Origin of the sequence: Pseudomonas sp. B21-023 (assembly GCF_024749165.1) — a bacterium.
GTDB lineage: Bacteria > Pseudomonadota > Gammaproteobacteria > Pseudomonadales > Pseudomonadaceae > Aquipseudomonas.
Window position 1 is genome coordinate 5,417,003 of record NZ_CP087190.1, and the last position, 19,997, is coordinate 5,436,999.

The 19,997-nt window shown below is 63.0% G+C and carries 17 protein-coding genes and 1 tRNA gene; 12 read left to right on the forward strand and 6 right to left on the reverse strand.

All coding sequences use genetic code 11. The features are described 5' to 3' along the window. Positions 1-18: 18 nt before the first annotated feature. Genes LOY42_RS24520 through LOY42_RS24530 form a run of 3 tightly spaced genes read left to right on the forward strand, consistent with a single transcriptional unit; the run spans position 19 to position 4,010 of the window. Positions 19-1,290: a YeaH/YhbH family protein gene (locus LOY42_RS24520; RefSeq protein ID WP_258599579.1), complete on the forward strand. Its 1,272-nt coding sequence runs from the start codon at positions 19-21 to the stop codon at positions 1,288-1,290. After that, positions 1,287-2,855, forward strand: a complete 1,569-nt coding sequence (locus LOY42_RS24525; RefSeq protein ID WP_046857383.1) for a SpoVR family protein — start codon at positions 1,287-1,289, stop codon at positions 2,853-2,855. Before LOY42_RS24520 ends, LOY42_RS24525 begins: the two co-directional genes overlap by 4 nt. A 60-nt stretch (positions 2,856-2,915) precedes the next feature. Next, positions 2,916-4,010 carry a multifunctional CCA addition/repair protein gene (locus LOY42_RS24530; protein WP_258599580.1) on the forward strand — a complete coding sequence of 365 codons (1,095 nt, stop codon included), beginning with the start codon at positions 2,916-2,918 and terminating at the stop codon, positions 4,008-4,010. 48 nt (positions 4,011-4,058) lie between these two features. Here LOY42_RS24530 and folK read toward each other — a convergent pair whose 3' ends face one another. Both folK and folB read right to left on the reverse strand, forming a co-directional pair. After that, the gene (gene folK / locus LOY42_RS24535) at positions 4,059-4,568 is read right to left on the reverse strand and encodes a 2-amino-4-hydroxy-6-hydroxymethyldihydropteridine diphosphokinase (protein ID WP_258599581.1); all 510 of its coding nucleotides are present in this window, start codon (positions 4,566-4,568) and stop codon (positions 4,059-4,061) included. Beyond that, positions 4,559-4,915, reverse strand: a complete 357-nt coding sequence (gene folB, locus LOY42_RS24540; RefSeq protein ID WP_046857386.1) for a dihydroneopterin aldolase — start codon at positions 4,913-4,915, stop codon at positions 4,559-4,561. The genes folK and folB overlap by 10 nt, the downstream gene beginning before the upstream one ends. A 74-nt stretch (positions 4,916-4,989) precedes the next feature. Between folB and plsY the strand changes: the two genes are divergently transcribed. Next, positions 4,990-5,559 (forward strand): glycerol-3-phosphate 1-O-acyltransferase PlsY, encoded by a 570-nt coding sequence (gene plsY / locus LOY42_RS24545; RefSeq protein WP_258599582.1) that lies wholly within the window; start codon positions 4,990-4,992, stop codon positions 5,557-5,559. Between the two features lie 25 nt (positions 5,560-5,584). Here plsY and tsaD read toward each other — a convergent pair whose 3' ends face one another. Then, entirely contained in the window at positions 5,585-6,610 is a 1,026-nt protein-coding gene (gene tsaD / locus LOY42_RS24550) for a tRNA (adenosine(37)-N6)-threonylcarbamoyltransferase complex transferase subunit TsaD (RefSeq protein WP_046857388.1), read from the reverse strand. 205 nt (positions 6,611-6,815) lie between these two features. Here tsaD and rpsU point away from each other — a divergent pair, with 205 nt between their 5' ends. The 5 genes from rpsU to LOY42_RS24575 all read left to right on the forward strand — a co-directional run bounded on the left by rpsU (position 6,816) and on the right by LOY42_RS24575 (position 15,174). Continuing rightward, the gene (gene rpsU, locus LOY42_RS24555) at positions 6,816-7,031 is read left to right on the forward strand and encodes a 30S ribosomal protein S21 (protein WP_003255575.1); all 216 of its coding nucleotides are present in this window, start codon (positions 6,816-6,818) and stop codon (positions 7,029-7,031) included. 278 nt (positions 7,032-7,309) lie between these two features. Continuing rightward, complete coding sequence (dnaG, locus tag LOY42_RS24560; protein ID WP_139668043.1) at positions 7,310-9,298, forward strand: DNA primase; 1,989 nt, start codon at positions 7,310-7,312, stop codon at positions 9,296-9,298. Between the two features lie 67 nt (positions 9,299-9,365). Continuing rightward, positions 9,366-11,216 carry an RNA polymerase sigma factor RpoD gene (gene rpoD, locus LOY42_RS24565; protein ID WP_102681921.1) on the forward strand — a complete coding sequence of 617 codons (1,851 nt, stop codon included), beginning with the start codon at positions 9,366-9,368 and terminating at the stop codon, positions 11,214-11,216. Positions 11,217-11,336: 120 nt separating this feature from the next. Beyond that, the gene (locus tag LOY42_RS24570) at positions 11,337-15,080 is read left to right on the forward strand and encodes an EAL domain-containing protein (RefSeq protein ID WP_258599583.1); all 3,744 of its coding nucleotides are present in this window, start codon (positions 11,337-11,339) and stop codon (positions 15,078-15,080) included. A gap of 17 nt (positions 15,081-15,097) precedes the next feature. Continuing rightward, positions 15,098-15,174 (forward strand) — tRNA-Ile (locus tag LOY42_RS24575). 182 nt (positions 15,175-15,356) lie between these two features. On the opposite strand, the gene prfH is transcribed toward LOY42_RS24575, so the two are convergent. Together prfH and LOY42_RS24585 are read right to left on the reverse strand one after the other, a co-directional pair. Further along, on the reverse strand, positions 15,357-15,977 hold the full coding sequence (gene prfH / locus LOY42_RS24580; RefSeq protein WP_110697542.1) for a peptide chain release factor H: 621 nt from the start codon (positions 15,975-15,977) through the stop codon (positions 15,357-15,359). Next, positions 15,977-17,113 (reverse strand): RNA ligase RtcB family protein, encoded by a 1,137-nt coding sequence (locus LOY42_RS24585; RefSeq protein WP_258599584.1) that lies wholly within the window; start codon positions 17,111-17,113, stop codon positions 15,977-15,979. The genes prfH and LOY42_RS24585 overlap by 1 nt, the downstream gene beginning before the upstream one ends. A gap of 451 nt (positions 17,114-17,564) precedes the next feature. Between LOY42_RS24585 and LOY42_RS24590 the strand changes: the two genes are divergently transcribed. After that, entirely contained in the window at positions 17,565-17,936 is a 372-nt protein-coding gene (locus tag LOY42_RS24590) for a hypothetical protein (protein WP_258599585.1), read from the forward strand. Between the two features lie 54 nt (positions 17,937-17,990). Here the strand turns inward: LOY42_RS24590 and LOY42_RS24595 are convergent, their stop codons facing one another. Beyond that, positions 17,991-18,686, reverse strand: a complete 696-nt coding sequence (locus tag LOY42_RS24595) for a CatB-related O-acetyltransferase (RefSeq protein WP_258599586.1) — start codon at positions 18,684-18,686, stop codon at positions 17,991-17,993. 146 nt (positions 18,687-18,832) lie between these two features. Here LOY42_RS24595 and LOY42_RS24600 point away from each other — a divergent pair, with 146 nt between their 5' ends. Together LOY42_RS24600 and LOY42_RS24605 are read left to right on the forward strand one after the other, a co-directional pair. Further along, a complete protein-coding gene (locus tag LOY42_RS24600; protein WP_258599587.1) occupies positions 18,833-19,294 on the forward strand; it encodes an Lrp/AsnC family transcriptional regulator in 462 nt (153 codons plus the stop codon). A 239-nt stretch (positions 19,295-19,533) separates the two neighbouring features. Then, positions 19,534-19,848 carry a DNA-binding transcriptional regulator gene (locus LOY42_RS24605; RefSeq protein WP_023630006.1) on the forward strand — a complete coding sequence of 105 codons (315 nt, stop codon included), beginning with the start codon at positions 19,534-19,536 and terminating at the stop codon, positions 19,846-19,848. Positions 19,849-19,997: the final 149 nt, after the last annotated feature.

Genomic DNA, 19,997 nt, shown 5'->3' on the forward strand with positions numbered 1-19,997 from the left:
CCAGCTACCGGAGGGCCCATGAGCTACGTTATCGACCGACGCCTGAACGGCAAGAACAAGAGCACGGTCAACCGCCAGCGCTTCTTGCGGCGTTACCGCGAGCACATCAAGAAAGCCGTCGAAGAGGCCGTAAGCCGCCGCTCCATCATGGACATGGAGCACGGTGAGCAGATCAGTATCCCGGGGCGTGACATCGACGAACCGGTGCTGCACCACGGTCGCGGCGGCAAGCAGACCATCGTTCACCCAGGTAACAAGGAGTTCACCGCCGGCGAGCACATCGCCCGGCCACAAGGTGGCGGCGGTGGCGGTGGGCGCGGCAAGGCCGGCAACTCCGGCGAGGGCATGGACGATTTCGTGTTCCAGATCACCCAGGAAGAATTCCTCGAATTCATGTTCGAAGACCTGGAGCTGCCCAACCTGGTCAAACGCCACCTTACCGGTGCCGATACCTTCAAGACCGTGCGCGCCGGTATTGCCAACGAGGGCAACCCTTCGCGCATCAACATCGTGCGCACCCTGCGCTCGGCCCACGCCCGTCGCATCGCCCTGACCGGCAGCAGCCGCGCGCTGCTGCGCGAGGCGCAAAAGGAGCTGGACCGACTCAAGGTCGAAGAGCCCGACAACTTCACCGACATCCAGGATACCGAGGCCGAGATCGAGCGCCTCAAGGCGCGCATCAATCGCCTGCCCTTCCTCGACACCTTCGACCTCAAGTACAACCTGCTGATCAAGCAGCCCAACCCCAGCTCCAAGGCGGTGATGTTCTGCCTGATGGATGTCTCCGGCTCCATGACACAGGCTACCAAGGACATCGCCAAGCGCTTCTTCATCCTGCTGTACCTGTTCCTCAAGCGTAACTACGACCGCATCGAGGTGGTGTTCATCCGCCATCACACCAGCGCCCGCGAAGTGGACGAGGAAGAATTCTTCTACTCCCGCGAGACCGGCGGCACCATCGTCTCCAGCGCGCTCAAGCTGATGCAGGAAGTCATGGCCGAGCGCTACCCGGCCAGCGACTGGAACATCTATGCCGCCCAGGCCTCGGACGGTGACAACTGGAACGACGATTCGCCGATCTGCCGCGACATCCTCGCCAACCAGATCATGCCGTATGTGCAGTACTACACTTACGTCGAGATCACCCCACGCGAACATCAGGCGCTGTGGTACGAGTACGAGCGCATCGGCGAAGCATTTCCCGACACCTTCGCCCAGCAGCAGTTGGTATCGGCCGGCGATATCTACCCGGTCTTCCGTGAACTCTTCCAGCGCAGGTTAGCCACATGACCGCCAGAGAGCAGAGACGCCAACCCATTTCCACCGGCTCCGAATGGACGTTCGAGCTGATCCAGACCTACGACCGCGAGATCAGTCGCCTGGCCGCCCGCTATGCCCTGGATACCTACCCCAACCAGATCGAAGTCATCACCGCAGAACAGATGATGGACGCCTACGCCTCGGTCGGCATGCCGCTGGGCTATCACCACTGGTCCTACGGCAAACAGTTCCTCAGCACCGAGAAGTCCTACAGTCGGGGCCAGATGGGCCTGGCGTACGAGATCGTGATCAACTCCGATCCGTGCATCGCCTACCTGATGGAAGAAAACACCATGTGCATGCAGGCACTGGTGATCGCCCACGCCTGCTATGGCCACAACAGTTTCTTCAAGGGCAACTACCTGTTCCGCACCTGGACCGACGCCAGCTCGATCATCGACTACCTGGTGTTCGCCAAGCAGTACATTGCCCAGTGCGAGGAGCGTCATGGCATCGACGCCGTCGAGGACCTGATCGACTCCTGCCATGCGCTGATGAACTACGGCGTGGATCGCTACAAACGCCCCTACCCCATCTCCGCCGAAGAGGAACGGCGTCGGCAGAAGGAGCGAGAAGAGCACCTGCAACGGCAGATCAACGACCTCTGGCGGACCATTCCCAAGGGCGCCGAGAAGGGTGGCGACAGGGACGATGCGCGCTTCCCCGCCGAGCCACAGGAGAACATTCTCTACTTCATCGAGAAGCACGCCCCACTGCTCGAACCCTGGCAGCGCGAGGTGGTGCGCATCGTGCGCAAGATCGCCCAGTACTTCTATCCACAACGCCAGACCCAGGTGATGAACGAAGGTTGGGCGACCTTCTGGCACTATACGCTGATGAACGACCTCTACGATGAGGGCCTGATCACTGAAGGCTTCATGATGGAGTTCCTCCAGTCGCATACCAGCGTGGTGTTCCAGCCAGGCTTCGACAGCCCCTACTACAGCGGCATCAACCCGTATGCGCTGGGCTTTGCGATGTACACCGACATTCGTCGCATGTGCGAGCACCCCACCGAGGAAGATCGCCGCTGGTTCCCGGACATCGCCGGCAGTGACTGGCTTTCGACCATCAAGTTCGCCATGAGCAGCTTCAAGGACGAAAGCTTCATCCTGCAGTATCTGTCGCCCAAGGTGATGCGCGACCTCAAGCTGTTCAGCATCCTCGACGACGACCAGCGTGACGACCTGCTGGTCCCGGCGATCCATGACGAAGCCGGCTACCGCACCATCCGCGAGCAACTGGCCGCCCAGTACAACCTGGGCAACCGTGAACCCAACGTGCAGATCTGGAGCATCGATCGCCGCGGCGACCGCTCGCTCACCCTGCGCCACCAGCAGCACAACCGCAAACCCCTGGGTGATTCCACCGAAGAGGTGCTCAAGCATCTGCACCGCCTGTGGGGCTTCGATATCCACCTGGAGACCGTTCAGGGCGACCAGGTGATGAAGACCCACCACATGCCGCCACGCGGCGAGCACAGCGAGGCCGGCGACTACGGGCGCATGGACCTGGCCGTGGTGCACCACCTCTAGCGGCAGCCCACCTCCATTGCTGCCGACAAGGTATCCTGTCGCCAGTAATGGAGGTTCCACATGCAGATCTACAAGGTTGGCGGCGCCGTACGCGACCGCCTGCTCGGCCGTCCGGTCAGCGACATCGACTGGCTGGTGGTCGGCGCCACGGTCGAACAGATGCAGGCCGAGGGCTTTCGCCCGGTCGGTGCCGATTTTCCGGTATTCCTTCACCCCAGGACGGGCGAGGAATATGCCCTGGCCCGCACCGAACGCAAGAGCGGGCGCGGGTATGGCGGTTTCACCTTCCACGCGAGCCCCGAAGTCACCCTCGAGGAGGATCTGGTTCGTCGCGACCTGACCATCAATGCCATGGCCGAGGACGAGCACGGCAACCTGCACGATCCCTACCATGGCAAGGCAGATCTCGAGCAGCGCCTCCTGCGCCATGTTTCCCCGGCATTCGCCGAAGATCCCCTGAGAGTGCTGCGCGTTGCCCGCTTTGCCGCGCGCTATGCGCCGCTGGGCTTTCGTGTCGCCGATGAGACGTTGCAGCTGATGCGCCAGATCGCCGAATCGGGCGAACTGCAGGCGTTGACCGCCGAGCGCAGCTGGAAGGAGATCGAGCGTGCATTGATGGAAAGCGAACCGCAGGTGTTCATTGAGGTGCTGCGCAGCTGCGGCGGGTTGGTCGAGCTGATGCCCGAGCTTGAGGGCGCCAGTACACTGGCAGCGCTGCACCAGGCGGCAAGGCACCAGCAGCCGCTGGCGGTGCGCTGGGCGTGCCTGCTACGCGGACTGCCGCCTGCCGCGCTCAAGGCGCTGAACCAACGCTTCAAGGCGCCGCGTGAATGCCAGGAACTGGCGATGCTGGTGGGGGAGTTTGCCGAGCGGGCTGACCAGGCTTTGCAGCTGGAGCCTGCAAGCCTGCTGGAGATGCTGCAGAAGTTCGACGTGTACCGACGGCCGCAGCGCTTCGAGGACTTCATCGCCGCCTGCGAGATGGCAGCGTTGGGTTCAGGTTATCCACAAGGCGAGTACTTGCGCGGGGCCGCTGAAGCGGCGCGTGCCGTGGATGTGAAGCCGTTGCTGGACGCCGGGCTTGCCGGCCAGGGCCTGGGCGAAGCGCTTAAAGGTGAGCGGCTGAAGGCGCTCGAAGCCTATAAGGCCGCTTGATCTGCCCGGCCTCTTCGCAGGCAGATCCGCGAAGAGGCCGGCGCTGGCTTAAGCGGGGGTCAACTGCAACCCGCGCCATTCGAACGGTACCGGCGCCAGTACCTGCTCGATGCGCGCTTCGCGCCACAACTGCCCCATGGACTTGCCCTCGCCCGGGTGCACCAGCTCCGCAGCCAGCAGCGACAGCGGCCAAAGCACGAAGGCGTTCTTCAGGATCTCCGCGCGCGGCAGCACCAGGCCATCGAAGGTCCCGCACAGGTCATCAAACATCAGTACGTCGATATCCAGCGGCAGCCCCTTGCGGTCCGGCGCGTAGCGGCCATTGTCGGCCTCGATGAACTTGAGCCGGCGATCGAGCTCCAGCAGCGGCAGTTCGGTGCGCCCACGCACCACCAGGTTGTAGAACGGGCCACTCTTGATCCCCACGGCCTGGCTCTCGAACACCGCGGAACACTGCATGTCTTCGAGGATGCCGGCGAGGGCATCGAGCCCGGCGCACAAGTGCCGCTCACGCTCGATGTTGCTGCCCAGCCCAAGGTATACCGTGCTCAGAGACATCCGCGCTCGATCTCCACGCCAACACCACCACGGGCCGCCGGTACCGCGCCCGGCTTGGTGAGTTTCAGGCGCACCCAGGGAATGTTGAATTCCGCCATCAACACCGCGACCAAGCGCTCGGCGAAGGTCTCGACCAGCTCGAAACGGGCCTGTTCGGCGAACGCCTGGATACGTGCCGAGACACTGGCATAGTCCAGTGCCAGCGACAGGTCGTCACCAGCCGCCGCCGGGCGGTTGTCCCAGGCGAAGCTCAGGTCCAGGCGCAGGCACTGGCGAATATCCCGCTCCCAGTCATAGGCGCCGATCACGGTATCGACTTCCAGGCCTTCGATGAACACTCTGTCCAAGCACTTCTCTCCACAGCACGACAAGGGCGACGGGCGCCGTTAGAATCAGGGCGTCCTCGCCCGGAATAGTTAGCATGTTTTGGTCACTGGCGCTGCTTGCCTACCTGCTCGGCTCTCTGTCCTTCGCCATTGTCCTGAGCCACCTCAGTGGCAGCCCCGACCCGCGCTCCAGCGGTTCCGGCAATGCCGGCGCCACCAACATGCTACGCCTGGCGGGCCGCAAACTGGCGATCCTGACGCTGCTCGGCGACCTGTGCAAGGGCATGCTGCCCGTGCTGCTGGCTCGCCTGGCCGGGCTCGACCAGCAAGAGCAGGCCTGGGTAGGCATCTGTGCGGTGCTCGGCCACCTGTTCCCGGTGTACTTCCGCTTCAAGGGCGGCAAGGGCGTGGCCACCGCCGCCGGCATGCTCATGGCGCTGTACTTTCCAGCCGCCCTGTTGGCCATCGGCGCCTGGCTGCTGACCTTCTACCTGACCCGCACCAGCTCGCTCGCGGCGTTGATCGCCACACCGCTGACGCTGCCCTTGCTGGCCTGGCGCGAGCCTGAAGCGCTGCTGCCGATGACCGTGCTGACGGTGCTGATCGTGTGGCGCCACCGCCGCAACCTGCGTGACCTGTTCGCCGGGCGCGAACGCCACTTCTGATGCGCTCGCACAAGCCCAGCTCCCCTCATACTGCTGGCAACTGCTCCATCGGCCAGCGCGCCTGCACGCTGATCGCCAGGTCCTGTTGCTGCCCGGCCAACAGACGCTGGCAACCGGCATAGGCAATCATCGCACCGTTGTCGGTGCAGAAGCGTGGGCGGGCGTAGTAGACATTGCCCTTGATGCTGGCCAGCATCTCCTCCAACGAAACGCGCAAGGCCTTGTTGGCGCTCACGCCGCCGGCGATGACCAGGCGCTTGAGGCCGGTCTGCTTGAGGGCGCGCTTGCACTTGATGGTCAGAGTCTCCACCACCGCCTGCTGGAACGCCAGCGACACGTCGCAACGGGTTTGCTCGTTGTCGTCCCCGGCATCGCGGCATTGCTGCCAGGTATTCAGGGCAAAGGTCTTGAGGCCGCTGAAGCTGAACTGCAGGCCGGGGCGGTCGCACATCGGCCGCGGGAACACGAAGCGCCCAGGCGTGCCTTGTTCGGCCAGGCGGGCGATCTCGGGGCCACCCGGATAATTGAGGCCGATCAGCTTGGCGGTCTTGTCGAACGCCTCGCCAGCCGCGTCGTCCAGGCTCTCGCCCAGCAGTTCGTACTGGCCGATACCATCGACCCGAACCAGCTGGGTATGGCCACCTGAAACCAACAAAGCGACGAACGGAAACTGCGGCGGCTGCTCTTCGAGCATCGGCGCCAGCAGATGGCCCTCCATATGGTGCACGCCAATCGCCGGAATATCCCAGGCGAACGCCAGTGCCTGGGCGCAAGAGGCGCCCACCAACAGCGCGCCGACCAGGCCCGGGCCTGCGGTGTAGGCGATGGCGTCGATCTCGGTAGCGACGCAGTCGGCCTCCTGCAGCACCTGGCGAATCAGGGGCAGCATGCGTTTGACGTGATCGCGCGAGGCGAGCTCGGGCACCACGCCGCCATAGACGCGGTGCAGGTCGATCTGGCTGAACAGCGCGTCGGCCAGCAGGCCGCGTTCACTGTCGTATAATGCGACGCCAGTTTCGTCGCAGGATGTTTCCAATCCCAGTACTAGCATGGGTCCGTGCCTTGTGGAGGCTGAATTCGAAGGCGCGCATGATAGTCCCCGTGCCCGATGCCGACCAGCGGTTTTCGATCAGAGGCTTTGCATTCCGGCCAGCTAAGGGTTAACATCCGCAACCCTTGAAAACCGACGTTCTCCAGCACACCTTATGTTTTGCCAGGAGCACGTCTACCCCGGTAATGAATTAAGGTAGCCCTGGATGCCAGCCGTCAAAGTTAAAGAGAACGAACCCTTCGACGTAGCTCTGCGTCGTTTCAAGCGCTCCTGCGAAAAAGCCGGTGTACTGGCTGAAGTTCGTAGCCGCGAGTTTTACGAGAAGCCGACCGCCGAGCGTAAGCGCAAAGCCGCTGCCGCTGTTAAGCGTCACGCGAAGAAAGTTCAGCGCGAACAGCGCCGCGCCGTTCGTCTGTACTAAGTACAGCCGTTCTACGCAAAGCTTCTGCCATGCCCGGCCTCGTGCCGGGCTTATGGTAGCGGTTGCTTGAAACCCTTGGCCATGCGCCTGGGGCGCCCCGGCAAAAGCCATGGGCAACCTGCCTCAACGCGTCAGAACTGGTCTTTGGCCAGGCGTGCACGTCTTTTCTGACGAGCCCTCACCGGCTACCGACGAGCACACACCTCTTCCTGCGACACCCCACGCCAAACCCGCGCACAAGCGTTTAGACTTGCCAGTTGCCAGATGACGAGGCTGCCATGGCCGGGCTGATTCCCCAGAGCTTTATCGATGACCTTCTCAACCGCACCGACATCGTCGATGTGGTGAGCTCGCGCATCCAGCTGAAAAAGACCGGCAAGAATCTTTCCGCCTGCTGCCCGTTCCACAAGGAAAAGAGCCCCTCCTTCACCGTCAGCCCCGACAAGCAGTTCTACTATTGCTTCGGTTGCGGCGCTGGGGGTAATGCCCTCGGCTTTGTCATGGACCACGACAACCTGGACTTCCCCCAGGCAGTCGAGGAGCTGGCCCGCGCGGCGGGCATGGAAGTCCCTCGCGAAGAAGGCCGCCGCGGGCAGAAGCCACGCCAGCCGACCGACTCGCCGCTGTACCCCTTGCTGGAGGCGGCCAGCGAGTTCTATCGCCAGGCCCTGCGCAACCACGCCACCCGCAAGGCGGCAGTGGAGTATCTCAAGGGGCGCGGCCTGTCCGGCGAGATCGCCCGCGACTTTGGCCTGGGCTTCGCGCCGCCGGGCTGGGACAACCTGCTCAAGCACCTGGGGGCCGACTCGCTGCAACAGAAAGTGATGATCGACGCCGGCCTGCTGATCGAGAACGCCGAAAGCGGCAAGCGCTATGACCGCTTCCGCGACCGGGTGATGTTCCCGATCCGCGACAGCCGCGGCCGGGTCATCGCCTTCGGCGGCCGGGTACTGGGCGACGACAAGCCCAAGTACCTGAACTCCCCGGAAACCCCGGTGTTCCACAAGGGCCAGGAGCTGTACGGGCTGTACGAGGCACGCAAGCACAACCGCAACCTTGACGAGATCATCGTCGTCGAAGGCTACATGGACGTGATCGCCCTCGCCCAACAAGGCTTGCGCAACGCGGTGGCCACCCTTGGCACATCCACCAGCGAGGAACACCTCAAGCGCCTGTTCCGCGTGGTACCCAGCGTGCTGTTCTGCTTCGACGGCGACCAGGCCGGCCGCAAGGCCGCCTGGCGCGCCCTGGAGGCAACCTTGTCGAGCCTGCAGGACGGTCGCCGTGCACGCTTCCTGTTCCTGCCCGAAGGCGAAGACCCGGACAGCCTGGTGCGCGCCGAAGGCACCGACGCCTTCCAGGCCCGCATCAACCAGCACGCCCAGCCATTGGCCGACTATTTCTTCGAGCAGTTGAGCAACGAGGCCGACCCGCGCTCGCTGGAAGGCAAGGCGCACATGGTGACGCTGGCCGCACCGCTGATCGAAAAGGTCCCGGGCGCCAACCTGCGCCAACTGATGCGCAACCGCCTGAAAGATATCACCGGCCTCGACCCGCAGCAGATGGAGCAGCTGGCCCAGAGCGCGCCAGCACCCAGCGCGCCGGATTACGACCCCGGCTACGACTACGACGCCATGGCAAGCTACGTGCCTGACCATGGCGATATGCACTACCAGCCCGACTATGCCGCACCACATCAGGAGCAACGCCCCTGGACGCCGAACAAAGGTGGCGGCAAGAAACAGTGGGACGGCAAACCCTGGGACAAGAAAGGTGGCAAGCCGTGGCAGCGCGATGGCCAGCGCGGCGAGGCGCCACCACGGGTACCCGCGCCAGTGGAGCCACCGACGCTCTCGGCCCTGCGCACCTTGCTGCATCACCCGCTGCTGGCCGGCAAGGTCGAGGACGCCAGCCACTTCGCCGACGAAGAGCAACTCTACAGCCAGCTGCTGGTGGCCCTGATCGAGGCCGCACAGAAGAATCCTAAGCTAAGCTCAATGCAGCTGATTGCGCGCTGGCACGGGACCGAACAGGGTCGCCTGCTACGCGCCCTGGCGGAAAAGGAATGGTTGATCGATGCCGACAACCTTGAACAACAGTTTTTCGACACTATAACTAGCTTGTCCGCTCGCCAGCGCGAGCGCAGCCTGGAACATCTGCTCAGGAAAGCGCGTCTAAGTGAGTTGAGCGCAGAGGAAAAATCTCAGCTGCTCGTCCTGTTAAGCAGGAATGTTCCCGCACAAACCCCGACCTCATCTGGCGCGTGAGGTCCATGCTCGGGTATAATCCTCGGCTTGTTTTTTGCCCGCCAAGACCTTCAGTGGATAGGGTGTTATGTCCGGAAAAGCGCAACAGCAATCTCGTATCAAAGAGTTGATCACCCGCGGTCGTGAGCAGGGCTACCTGACTTACGCGGAGGTCAACGACCACCTGCCAGAGGATATTTCAGATCCGGAGCAGGTGGAAGACATCATCCGCATGATCAACGACATGGGGATCAACGTATTCGAGAGTGCTCCGGATGCGGATGCCCTGTTGTTGGCGGAAGCCGACACTGACGAGGCCGCAGCCGAAGAGGCCGCCGCCGCATTGGCGGCTGTCGAGACCGATATCGGCCGCACGACCGACCCGGTGCGCATGTACATGCGCGAAATGGGTACCGTCGAGCTGCTGACCCGCGAAGGCGAGATCGAAATCGCCAAGCGTATCGAGGAAGGCATCCGTGAAGTCATGGGCGCCATCGCTCACTTCCCGGGTACTGTCGACTACATCCTCGGCGAATACGACCGTGTCACCTCCGAAGGTGGCCGTCTGTCCGACGTTCTCAGCGGTTACATCGACCCTGACGACAACATCGCCGCACCGACCGAAGAAGTACCGATCCCGGGTGCCAAGGCCGCTGCCGCGAAGGAAGAAAGCGACGACGACGAAGAAGAAAACGCCGACGGCGACGACGAGGAGGAGGCCGAAAGCGGTCCGGATCCGGTTGTTGCCGCCCAGCGTTTCGGTGCGGTCAAGGATCAGCTGGTCGATACCCTCAAAGTGCTGAAGAAGCACGGTCGAGGCCATAAAGACAGCATCGGCGCCATGCAGGCGCTGGCCGACCTGTTCATGCCGATCAAGCTGGTACCGAAACAGTTCGACGTTCTGGTCGAACGCGTACGCGGTGCCCTGGATCGCCTGCGCCAGCAAGAACGCGCCATCATGCAACTGTGCGTGCGTGACGCGCGCATGCCGCGTGCGGACTTCCTGCGCCTGTTCCCGAGCAACGAGACCGACCAGACCTGGTCCGGTGACCTGGCCAAGCGCAACACCAAATGGGCCGCCGCCCTGGGTGAGAAAAACGCCGCCATCGTCGCCTGCCAGCAGAAACTGATCGACCTCGAGACCGAGACCGGCCTGACCGTCGCCGAGATCAAGGACGTCAACCGCCGCATGTCCATCGGCGAGGCCAAGGCTCGTCGCGCCAAGAAGGAAATGGTCGAGGCGAACCTGCGTCTGGTGATTTCGATCGCCAAGAAGTACACCAACCGCGGCCTGCAATTCCTCGACCTGATCCAGGAAGGCAACATCGGCCTGATGAAGGCGGTGGACAAGTTCGAATACCGTCGCGGCTACAAGTTCTCGACCTACGCCACCTGGTGGATCCGCCAGGCGATCACCCGCTCGATCGCCGACCAGGCGCGCACCATCCGTATCCCGGTGCACATGATCGAAACGATCAACAAGCTCAACCGTATTTCCCGCCAGATGCTGCAGGAAATGGGCCGCGAACCGACCCCGGAAGAGCTGGGCGAACGCATGGAAATGCCTGAGGACAAGATCCGCAAGGTACTGAAGATCGCCAAAGAGCCGATCTCCATGGAAACCCCGATCGGTGACGACGAAGATTCGCACCTGGGCGACTTCATCGAGGACTCCACCATGCAGTCCCCGATCGACGTGGCCACGGTCGAAAGCCTCAAGGAAGCAACCCGTGACGTGCTCTCGGGCCTGACCGCACGCGAAGCCAAGGTGCTGCGCATGCGTTTCGGCATCGACATGAACACCGACCACACCCTCGAAGAAGTCGGCAAGCAGTTCGATGTGACCCGCGAGCGGATCCGTCAGATCGAAGCCAAGGCGCTGCGCAAGCTGCGCCACCCGACGCGAAGCGAGCATCTGCGCTCCTTCCTCGACGAGTAAAGACGAACCCCGGCCCAGGCCGGGGTTTTTCTTATGTGACGGAAGGTCGTTACCACTGTCTACCCAGCGGGCGGAATGCCCGTCTACACTCGAATCAGACCCCCTGTTCGAGAGGCCGCTATGCCCATGATGCCGGCCTTCCTGTTGCTGCTCCTGCTCACCTGGAACACAACGGCCGGCGCCCTGACCCTGACCGACGAGGAACAAGCCTGGCTCAGCGCCCACCCGCAGCTGCGCCTGGGCGTCGATGCTTCATGGCCGCCGTTCGAATTCCGCGACCAGGAAGGTCGCTACCAGGGATTGGCCGCCGATTACATCGCCCTGATCCAGGAACGCCTGGGGATCACCCTCAAGCCGATCGAGCCCAGCAGCTGGACCGAAGTCCTGGCACAGGCACGCAGCAACCGGCTCGATCTGCTGCCCGGTATCATGTCCACACCGGAGCGGCAGGGCTACCTGGCCTTCACCCGCCCTTACCTGGACTTCCCGATCGTCATCCTCGCCCACTCCGGCGGTGCGCAACCGCGCAACCTCAAGGACCTTTACGGCCTGAAGATCGCCGTGGTGGAGAACTACGCCCCCCATGAGCTGCTGCGCACCCACCACCCGGACCTCAACCTGGTGGCCATGCCCAATGTCAGTTCCACCTTGCAGGCCTTGGCTACCGACGAGGTGGACGCCGTGGTCGGCGACCTCGCTTCGAGCATCTGGAGCCTGCGCCAGCTCAAGCTCGACGGCTTGTATGTAAGCGGTGAAACGCCGTACCGCTACCAGTTGGCCATGGCCGTGCCGCGGGAACAGAAGATGCTCGTCGGCATCCTCGACAAGGTCATGGCCGACATGAGCAGCAGCGAAGTCAGCCACATTCAGCAGCGCTGGGTGGGCAACGTCGTCGACCAGCGGACTTTCTGGCACGACGTGCTGCTCTACGGTCTGCCGGCCGTGTTGGTGCTGATGGCCATCCTGGCTGTGGTGATCCGCATCAACCGCCGGCTGAGTTCGGAGATTTCCCGGCGCATCGCCCTGGAACAGGAACTGCGCAGCAGCGAGTATCATTACCGCGGCCTGGTCGAGAGCCTGTCAGCAGTGGCCTGGGAGGCCGATGCCAACGACTTCAGCTACAGCTATGTGTCGCCGCACGCCGAGGACCTGCTCGGCTACCCGACAGGAGAATGGCTCAAACCGGGCTTCTGGCGCAGCATCCTGCACCCGGAAGATGCCCTGTGGGCGCAGGCCTACTGCGACAGCGAAACAGCCGCCGGGCGCGACCACAGCCTCGACTACCGGGTGATCCGCGCCGACGGCCATACCCTATGGGTGCGCAACATCGTCAGCATGATCGAACATGGCCACAAGTCGCTGATGCGCGGATTGATGATCGACATCAGCGAAACCAAGCACACCGAAGATGCCCTGCGCCTGTCGGAGCAGAAGTTCGCCTCGGTGTTCCAGCAGTGCCCGGACATCCTGATCATCGCCCGGCACAGCGACGGCTGCCTGCTGGAGGTAAACGAAGCCTTCGAGGAACTGATCGGCCTGAGCCCGGCGCAAGTGATCGGCCGCACCGCCACCGAGCTCGGCCTGTGGGGCGTGGCCGGTACCGGCCCGGCCCTGCTCGAGCGCCTGCATCGCGGCGGCATCCGCAACCTGGAGATGACCTTTCGCCGCAACAACGGCGAGTTGTTCACCGGTCTGACCTCGGCCGAGACTTTCGACCTCGACGGCATGCCGGCACTGGTTGTGGCGATCCGCGATATCAGCCAGCTGAAGGAAACCCAGCAACAACTGCAGACCTCCGAGGAGAAGTTCGCCAAGGCCTTCCACGCCTCACCCGATGGCCTGTTGCTGTCACGCCAGAGCGACGGCCTGCTGCTGGAGGTCAACGAAGGCTTCTGCCGCCTCACCGGCTACGACATCAGCCCAACGGTCGACCAGACCTCGCTGGACCTGGGTATCTGGGTCGACCTCAACGAGCGCCAACGCCTGGTCGATCAACTGCAGCGTGACGGTTTCGTGCGCGATTTCAGCTGCCATATCCGCCGCAGCGACGGACAGATCCGCCTCTGTGAACTGTCCGCCCGGCCACTGCCGATCGGCGGCGTCGACTGTATGCTGACCATCGCCCGCGATATCACCGAACGCCACCTGATGCAGGAGAAGCTGCAACTGGCCGCCACGGTGTTCGAGAACACCGCCGAGGGCGTGCTGATAACCGACACCGACCAGCGCATCAGCGCGGTCAACCGCGCGTTCAGCGAAATCACTGGCTACAGCGAGATCGAAGCCCTCGGCCAGACTCCGCGACTGCTCGCCTCCGGCCAGCACGACAGCGCCTTCTACGTCGCCATGTGGCACCAGTTGACCGCGGAAGGCCACTGGCAGGGCGAGATCTACAACAAACGCAAGAACGGCGAACTCTACCCCGGCTGGCTGACCATCAGCGCCGTGCGCAACCACGAACGCGAGATCACCCACTTCGTCGCCGTTTTCGCCGACATTTCCAGTATCAAGCACGCCCAGGCCAAGCTCGACTACCAAGCCCACCACGACCCGTTGACCGGCCTGCCCAATCGCGCCCTGTTCGAAAGCCGCCTGCAGGCCGCGCTCAGCTGCGCCCAGGTATCCAACCGCCAGGGCGCGGTGCTGTTCCTCGACCTCGACCGCTTCAAGCACATCAACGACAGCCTCGGCCACCCGGTGGGCGACCTGTTGCTCAAGGGCATCGCCCAGCGCCTCAAGGAGCAGGTGCGTGATGTCGACACCGTGGCCCGCCTGGGCGGCGACGAGTTCATCATCCTTTTGCCCGGATTGCACAAGCCCAGCGATGCCAGCGCCATCGCCAACAAGCTGCTGGCCGGCTTCCACGCACCGTTCCAGGCCGGCGAGCACGAGTTCTTCACCAGCGCCAGCATCGGTATCAGCCTTTACCCACAAGACGGCACCGATGTCGCCAACCTGATCCGCAACGCCGACGCCGCCATGTACCGCTCCAAGGCCAAGGGCCGCAATCGCGTCGAGGCCTACACCCGCGAACTGACCACCCAGGCCAGCGAGCGCATCGCCCTGGAACATGAACTGCGCCGCGCCATCGAGCGCAATGAACTGAGCCTGTGCTACCAGCCCAAGTTCAGCCTCAAGACCCAGAGCCTGGTGGGCGCCGAGGCACTGATTCGCTGGACCCACCCAACCTTCGGCGACGTGCCACCCGAGCAGTTCATTCACCTGGCCGAGGAGAACGGCACCATTCTCCAACTTGGCGACTGGGTACTGGAGCAGGCCTGCCGGCAGATGCACAGCTGGAAGAAGACCTACCACGCCTTCGGCCCGCTCTCGATCAACCTCGCTGGCGCCCAGCTGCGCCAACCCAACCTGGCCCGGCGCATCGAGCAACTGTTGCGCAACTACCAGCTCAAGGCAGGCGACCTGCAGCTGGAGATCACCGAAAACTTCATCATGAGCCAGGCCGAGGAGGCGCTGAGCGTACTGCACCAACTCAAACAACTGGGTGTACAGCTTGCCATCGACGACTTCGGCACCGGCTACTCCTCGCTCAGCTACCTCAAACGCCTGCCGCTGGACATCCTCAAGATCGACCAGTCGTTCATTCGCGGCCTGCCCGACGACCCCCACGACGCCGCCATCGCCCGCGCCATCATCGCCCTGGGCCGCAGCATGCAACTGACGATCATTGCCGAAGGCGTGGAGAACCAGGCGCAGCAGCGCTTCCTAGCCGCCGAAGGTTGCGAGCAGATCCAGGGCTACATCGTCAGCCTGCCCCTGCCCCCGGACGAATTCGCGGCGACCTTTCTTCGCATAGCACAAACGGATCTTTCGGATGGCACGCTATCTAAACCCTCGTTATAATCCTGCCCACTTGCTGAGGGCCTATAGCTCAGTTGGTTAGAGCAGAGGACTCATAATCCTTTGGTCCACGGTTCGAGTCCGTGTGGGCCCACCATCTTCGAAGCCGCGCATTGCGCGGCTTTTGCGTTTTTGGCTGGATCGCCTCAGATACGGAATGCTCATTTGCAACTCGTAAACCCGAGTGCGAGCCGGGTCCTTTCCTCATCCGTTTTTGTGGGGCCGGCATCGCCTACGCCGCCCGGCCTGACTTTTGCTCGACGACTATTCGCACACAATCTACTCGTCAGCCGGCTCGAAGCGCTCGCCACGAAACACCCGACGTGGATTGCCACGCTCGATGCGGTGATGGAACAACCGCCGCTCCGCGCGCAGTTCGCTGTCGACCTGCTCTGCCTGTTGCGCCAGGCGTTGACCGATGAGCAGCAGCGCCAAGCGCTTGTTGGCGTGCTGGCTACGCTCGCTTTGTACCTTGACGCTGACGCCGCTGGCCAGGTGCGTGGCGCGCACTGCCGAGTCGGTGGTGTTGACATGCTGACCACCCGGCCCGGACGAACGCAAGGTCTCGAAGTGGATCTCGCTCGCCAATTCCGGTGCCGGTGGCGCAAACCGTGCGCCTCCAAAAAACCAGTTCTTGCGCGCATGCGCCGGCCGGTACGGACTGCTGCACGTCCATTGCAGCGAGCCCGTCCAGTGATCCGCCAGGCGCTCGGCCTGCTCGCCATCCAGTGCCAGCAACACCGAGCGCAAGGTACCGCGCCGCGGCCCCGGCTCTTGTTCGAGTATCCGTACCGCCACGGCCTGGGCATCCGCTTCGGCCTGCAGCCTGAGCAATGCCTTGGCCACTGCCAGGGCACATTCTTCCGGCCCCTGAGCCGCCGAGAGTTGCAGTAGGATCATCAGCAGCACCCTCCGCGCGTCTTGTAGGTGAGCACCGGTTTCAGTCGTGCCAGCACGCGAACCAACCCCGCTTCACGCAAGGCACCCACCACCGAGTCGATAGCCTTGTAGGCCTCCGGCGCTTCCTCGTAGATCAGCGCCCGGTCGGCGCAGATCACGCGGCTGCCTAGTGCCGTACGACTCAGTTGCTCGACGCTGTAGCGCGAGGCGAGGCGCTCCTTGCACTCGCTGCGCATCCATTTGCGTCCGGCGCCATGGGCCAGGGACAACAGGCTGCGCTCGTCGGCGATCGGCTGTACCAAGTAGCTGTAGTCGCCGCGCGAACCAGGGATCACCACCGCCCCCTGATCCGAAGGTGTGGCGCCTTTGCGATGCAGCCAACCATCGAGCCCGTCGACCTGCGCTGGCGACACCAGGTTGTGGTTGATGTCGAGCAGTACATCGCCATCTGCACGCAAGCGGTCGAGCATGCGCCGGGCAATCAACTGACGGTTGGCTTCGGCAAAACGCAGCGCGCCGTCGTGCCGGCCCAGGTAATGAGTGCTGGCCTCGCTGCCCGCCTCCAGTCCGTGATGACCGAACAGGTCGACCTGCTCACGCAAGATCGCCTCGCCCAAACCACGCGAGCCGCTGTGCACCAGCAACAGCAGGTGTTTGCGCTCGATGCCCAAGGCTGTCAGGGCCGCATCGTCGTAGCTTTCATCGAGTTGCTGCAGCTCGGCGAAGTGGTTACCACCACCAATGGTGCCTAGAGAACGCTCGTGCCCCGTGGCAGGCAAACCGAAGCTGGCGACGGCCTCCTGCCACGTCTCGTCAAGCGGCAGGTCGAGGTTGCCAAGGCGTTTCTCCAGCTTGTCCAGATGCAGCTTGGCGGTCGGGATGTCCGTGCGCCACAGCGCCATGCCACAGCCGATGTCATTGCCGACCAGCGCCGGGTACAAACGCCCCACGGAAAAGAATGCCGCGCCGACCGGATAGCCACGCCCCGGGTGCAGGTCCGGCATGCCGGCCACCCGATGCATGCCCCTTAGGCGAGCGGTGGTTTCGAGTTGTTGGATCGCTTTTCCTTCGATCCAGGTGTCGTCCGCGGCGACCAATACGGCGCCGTCGGACAAATTGCGAATGCAAGTGCCCATAGTCCAATCCTGATGGGTTGAAACGAAAAGATGTTCGGATTGGCAGGCCAGAGGCCGGGCGTTGCGGTACCGCTAACGAGTAGCGGCGAATGCGATCAAGCCAGGCGCGACCTGCAAAGGGTGATCAACTGTTGCATGATGTACCTCCTTTGCTGTCGGGTGAGAGAAGGCGGGCATCTTAGGTGTGCAATTGCCACCTTGCAACAACCTTGATCACATTTTTACCAGGAGAACAACGTCATGGCCGAAAAACCTGACCGCTCCGCGGTACAAAAAACAATACACTGGCGCTACAGTGCCCAGCTTCCCCTGGATTTGTAGCTCGGGTCGCTCTGACCAGCGGCAAAGTGCCTTTAGCACACCCGTTCTATTTCGCCATCACGGCCGCGTTTCTAGAATCCCTCCATCGCTTCGGCACCGGGTCGGAGCCCAGTGATCGAGGGAACGTCACATGAACATCCAAGGAACGCTTGGGGCCCTGCTCGTTGTACCGATGCTGGCCACGCTCGCAGGTTGCGTGGCACCGGGCTCCTACAACCAGGGCCAGCAGCCAAGCCAGATGGCCGGCGGCAACGCACCCTGCACGCCCAGTACGACCGACAACCTGATCTCCACCGGCCGCAGCCTGCTCAGCATCGCCAACTCCGTGCTCGAAACCAAGAACAGCATGAATGGCACCTCGGCCACTTATGACCAGCGCATGCAGCTTGCGGAGAACGCGCAGAAGGTCAACAAAGGCAACCAGATGCTCGACAACGTCGAGAGCATGACTGCTGGCCTGAAGTCACCTTGCGCCACGGCGCAGACCAGCGCGTCACGTTGATCAAATCCGATCAGGGCTGCGCAGCAGCCCCGGTCGTAAACGTCTCTCGGCCATTCAAGCCGACGCCAGCACCTTGCAGCCACGCCGCGAAATCTCGATCCTCGTGTAACTTGCCTCACCCAGCCCGCTGATCCGGTCAAGGCAGGCGGCAGGGTCGTGCAGCGGCAGCTCCAGCAACTGCCGGGTATCGCGCTCCCACCAGCGCGATGCGAGCAGGCGCTCGATCATGGCTTCCGAGTATCGATAACGCACGAACTTGGCTGGAAAGCCCGCCACCACGGCATAAGGCGGCACGTCCCGAGTCATCAGGGCGCGAGTGGCGACAATCGCGCCCGTGCCCACTTCGACCCCCTCCATGATCATCGCGCCTTCGCCGATCCACACGTCATGGCCAATGCGCGCCGGCGTGCTCGGCGGCTCGTATTGCCACTGGGTGCCGGTGAACTGAAAAGGGTGGGAACTCAGCCAGTCGGTGGGATGAGCGTATTTTTCCTGGCCGATGACCACCGCGCTGCCGATGGAGCAGTAGCGCCCGATCGATTCGACCACCTGCAGCGAGCCGCCGCTGCGGATATAGGTGTGAGCCCCGATCGAGACATCCAGGGTGGCGGCGCTGACCGCCACATCGCCGATGCGCACCTCGGCCTCGAGCGCCAGCCTGGCGCGCTTGCCGAATTTGGAAATGCCCGTGCTCACCTTGCAACCGTGTTGGCGAATCCATCGCCGCCAGTACCAGTCCTTGAACTTCATGGATCAATCACTCCTGCCACGGTCCAGGCTGCCGAGCGGCAGCGGCCCGCTATCGTACCGCCTTGCCAACGTAATGCCAGCCCTGGGCGCCTTGCGCGAATCGGTCGCGCTTGCATAGGCTAGCACCTCGACAAAAGAGACCTACCATGCCGGCCACCTCCTCCATCACCCTCGACGCCATCGATCGCCAGTTGATCTCCCTGTTGCAGATCAACGCCCGCGAAAGCATCGCCACGCTCGCCCGCCAACTGGGGATCGCCCGTACCACGGTGAACTCGCGCCTCGAGCGCCTGGAGCGCAACAAGGTGATCACCGGCTATGGCGTGCGCCTGGGGCAGCGCCTGATCGGCGGCGGCCTGCAGGCGTACGTGGGGATCAAGGCGCAGCCGCGCTCGGGCAAGGACATCGTGCGCCACCTGAGCGCCATGGGGCAGGTCCAGCAGTTGTGCGCAGTCAGTGGCGAATTCGACTATGTGGCCTGGCTGCTCAGCGACTCACCGGAGCAGCTGGACCAGTTGCTCGACCTGATCGGCAGCCTCGACGGGGTGGAGAAGACCACCACGTCGATCATCCTCAGCAGCAAGGTGGACCGCGGGCAGCCAGGCTGAGGCCCTCAGGCCTCCATCGCGTCGAGCAGCCCTTCCAGCAGCGCCCGTACCGTTTCCGCCGAATGCAGGATCGACCAGATCATCGCCCGCCCCGCCTCGGGGGCATGGTGCTGGGCGAGGGATGCATCTCGCCTCAGGACTTGGAAACCCGCCAAGTGAAACAATTTGAAAGTAATGCTCTATACGTAAATCACGTATAGAAGTGGCATTATGGTGCACCTGAAAAGCAGGAGCCACCAATGCCACGCAACATCTTCACTGAACTCACCGAAGGTTTCGACGCCCTTGCCGATGAGCGCGCCGGCAAACTGACCCTGCGTTCGCACAAGGTAGCCTTCGAGGAACTGGCCCCACTGGCCCCCAATGAACTGACCGAGCTGCGCCAGCGCCTGAACATGTCCCGGGCGGTATTTGCCGCGTACCTGCGCACCAACGCCCGCACCCTGGAGAGCTGGGAGCAAGGCCGCTCCAAGCCCAACGCCCAGGCCGTGGCGCTGATCCGGCTGGTGCAGAAGTACCCTGAAACCGTCGAGCACCTGGCATCATTGAGCTGATTCGTCATTTTTTAATAAACATCAATCATCAAGACGAAACAAATCACATAACGACGTCGATTTTCACCTTAATAACGAACACCCCACTTCATAAAATGGCCACCAGGCATTCTCTATACTCAGGCTCCGCCCCCTGCGCAGCCCCTGGC

Bases quoted from the DNA above. Each gene is read 5' to 3' on its own strand.
- LOY42_RS24520 (WP_258599579.1), top strand. From the start codon at position 19: ATGAGCTACGTTATCGACCGACGCCTGAACGGCAAGAACAAGAGCACG.
- LOY42_RS24525 (WP_046857383.1), top strand. From the start codon at position 1,287: ATGACCGCCAGAGAGCAGAGACGCCAACCCATTTCCACCGGCTCCGAA.
- LOY42_RS24530 (WP_258599580.1), top strand. From the start codon at position 2,916: ATGCAGATCTACAAGGTTGGCGGCGCCGTACGCGACCGCCTGCTCGGC.
- folK (WP_258599581.1), bottom strand. From the start codon at position 4,568: ATGTCTCTGAGCACGGTATACCTTGGGCTGGGCAGCAACATCGAGCGT.
- plsY (WP_258599582.1), top strand. From the start codon at position 4,990: ATGTTTTGGTCACTGGCGCTGCTTGCCTACCTGCTCGGCTCTCTGTCC.
- tsaD (WP_046857388.1), bottom strand. From the start codon at position 6,610: ATGCTAGTACTGGGATTGGAAACATCCTGCGACGAAACTGGCGTCGCA.
- rpsU (WP_003255575.1), top strand. From the start codon at position 6,816: ATGCCAGCCGTCAAAGTTAAAGAGAACGAACCCTTCGACGTAGCTCTG.
- dnaG (WP_139668043.1), top strand. From the start codon at position 7,310: ATGGCCGGGCTGATTCCCCAGAGCTTTATCGATGACCTTCTCAACCGC.
- rpoD (WP_102681921.1), top strand. From the start codon at position 9,366: ATGTCCGGAAAAGCGCAACAGCAATCTCGTATCAAAGAGTTGATCACC.
- LOY42_RS24570 (WP_258599583.1), top strand. From the start codon at position 11,337: ATGCCCATGATGCCGGCCTTCCTGTTGCTGCTCCTGCTCACCTGGAAC.
- prfH (WP_110697542.1), bottom strand. From the start codon at position 15,977: ATGATCCTACTGCAACTCTCGGCGGCTCAGGGGCCGGAAGAATGTGCC.
- LOY42_RS24585 (WP_258599584.1), bottom strand. From the start codon at position 17,113: ATGGGCACTTGCATTCGCAATTTGTCCGACGGCGCCGTATTGGTCGCC.
- LOY42_RS24590 (WP_258599585.1), top strand. From the start codon at position 17,565: ATGAACATCCAAGGAACGCTTGGGGCCCTGCTCGTTGTACCGATGCTG.
- LOY42_RS24595 (WP_258599586.1), bottom strand. From the start codon at position 18,686: ATGAAGTTCAAGGACTGGTACTGGCGGCGATGGATTCGCCAACACGGT.
- LOY42_RS24600 (WP_258599587.1), top strand. From the start codon at position 18,833: ATGCCGGCCACCTCCTCCATCACCCTCGACGCCATCGATCGCCAGTTG.
- LOY42_RS24605 (WP_023630006.1), top strand. From the start codon at position 19,534: ATGCCACGCAACATCTTCACTGAACTCACCGAAGGTTTCGACGCCCTT.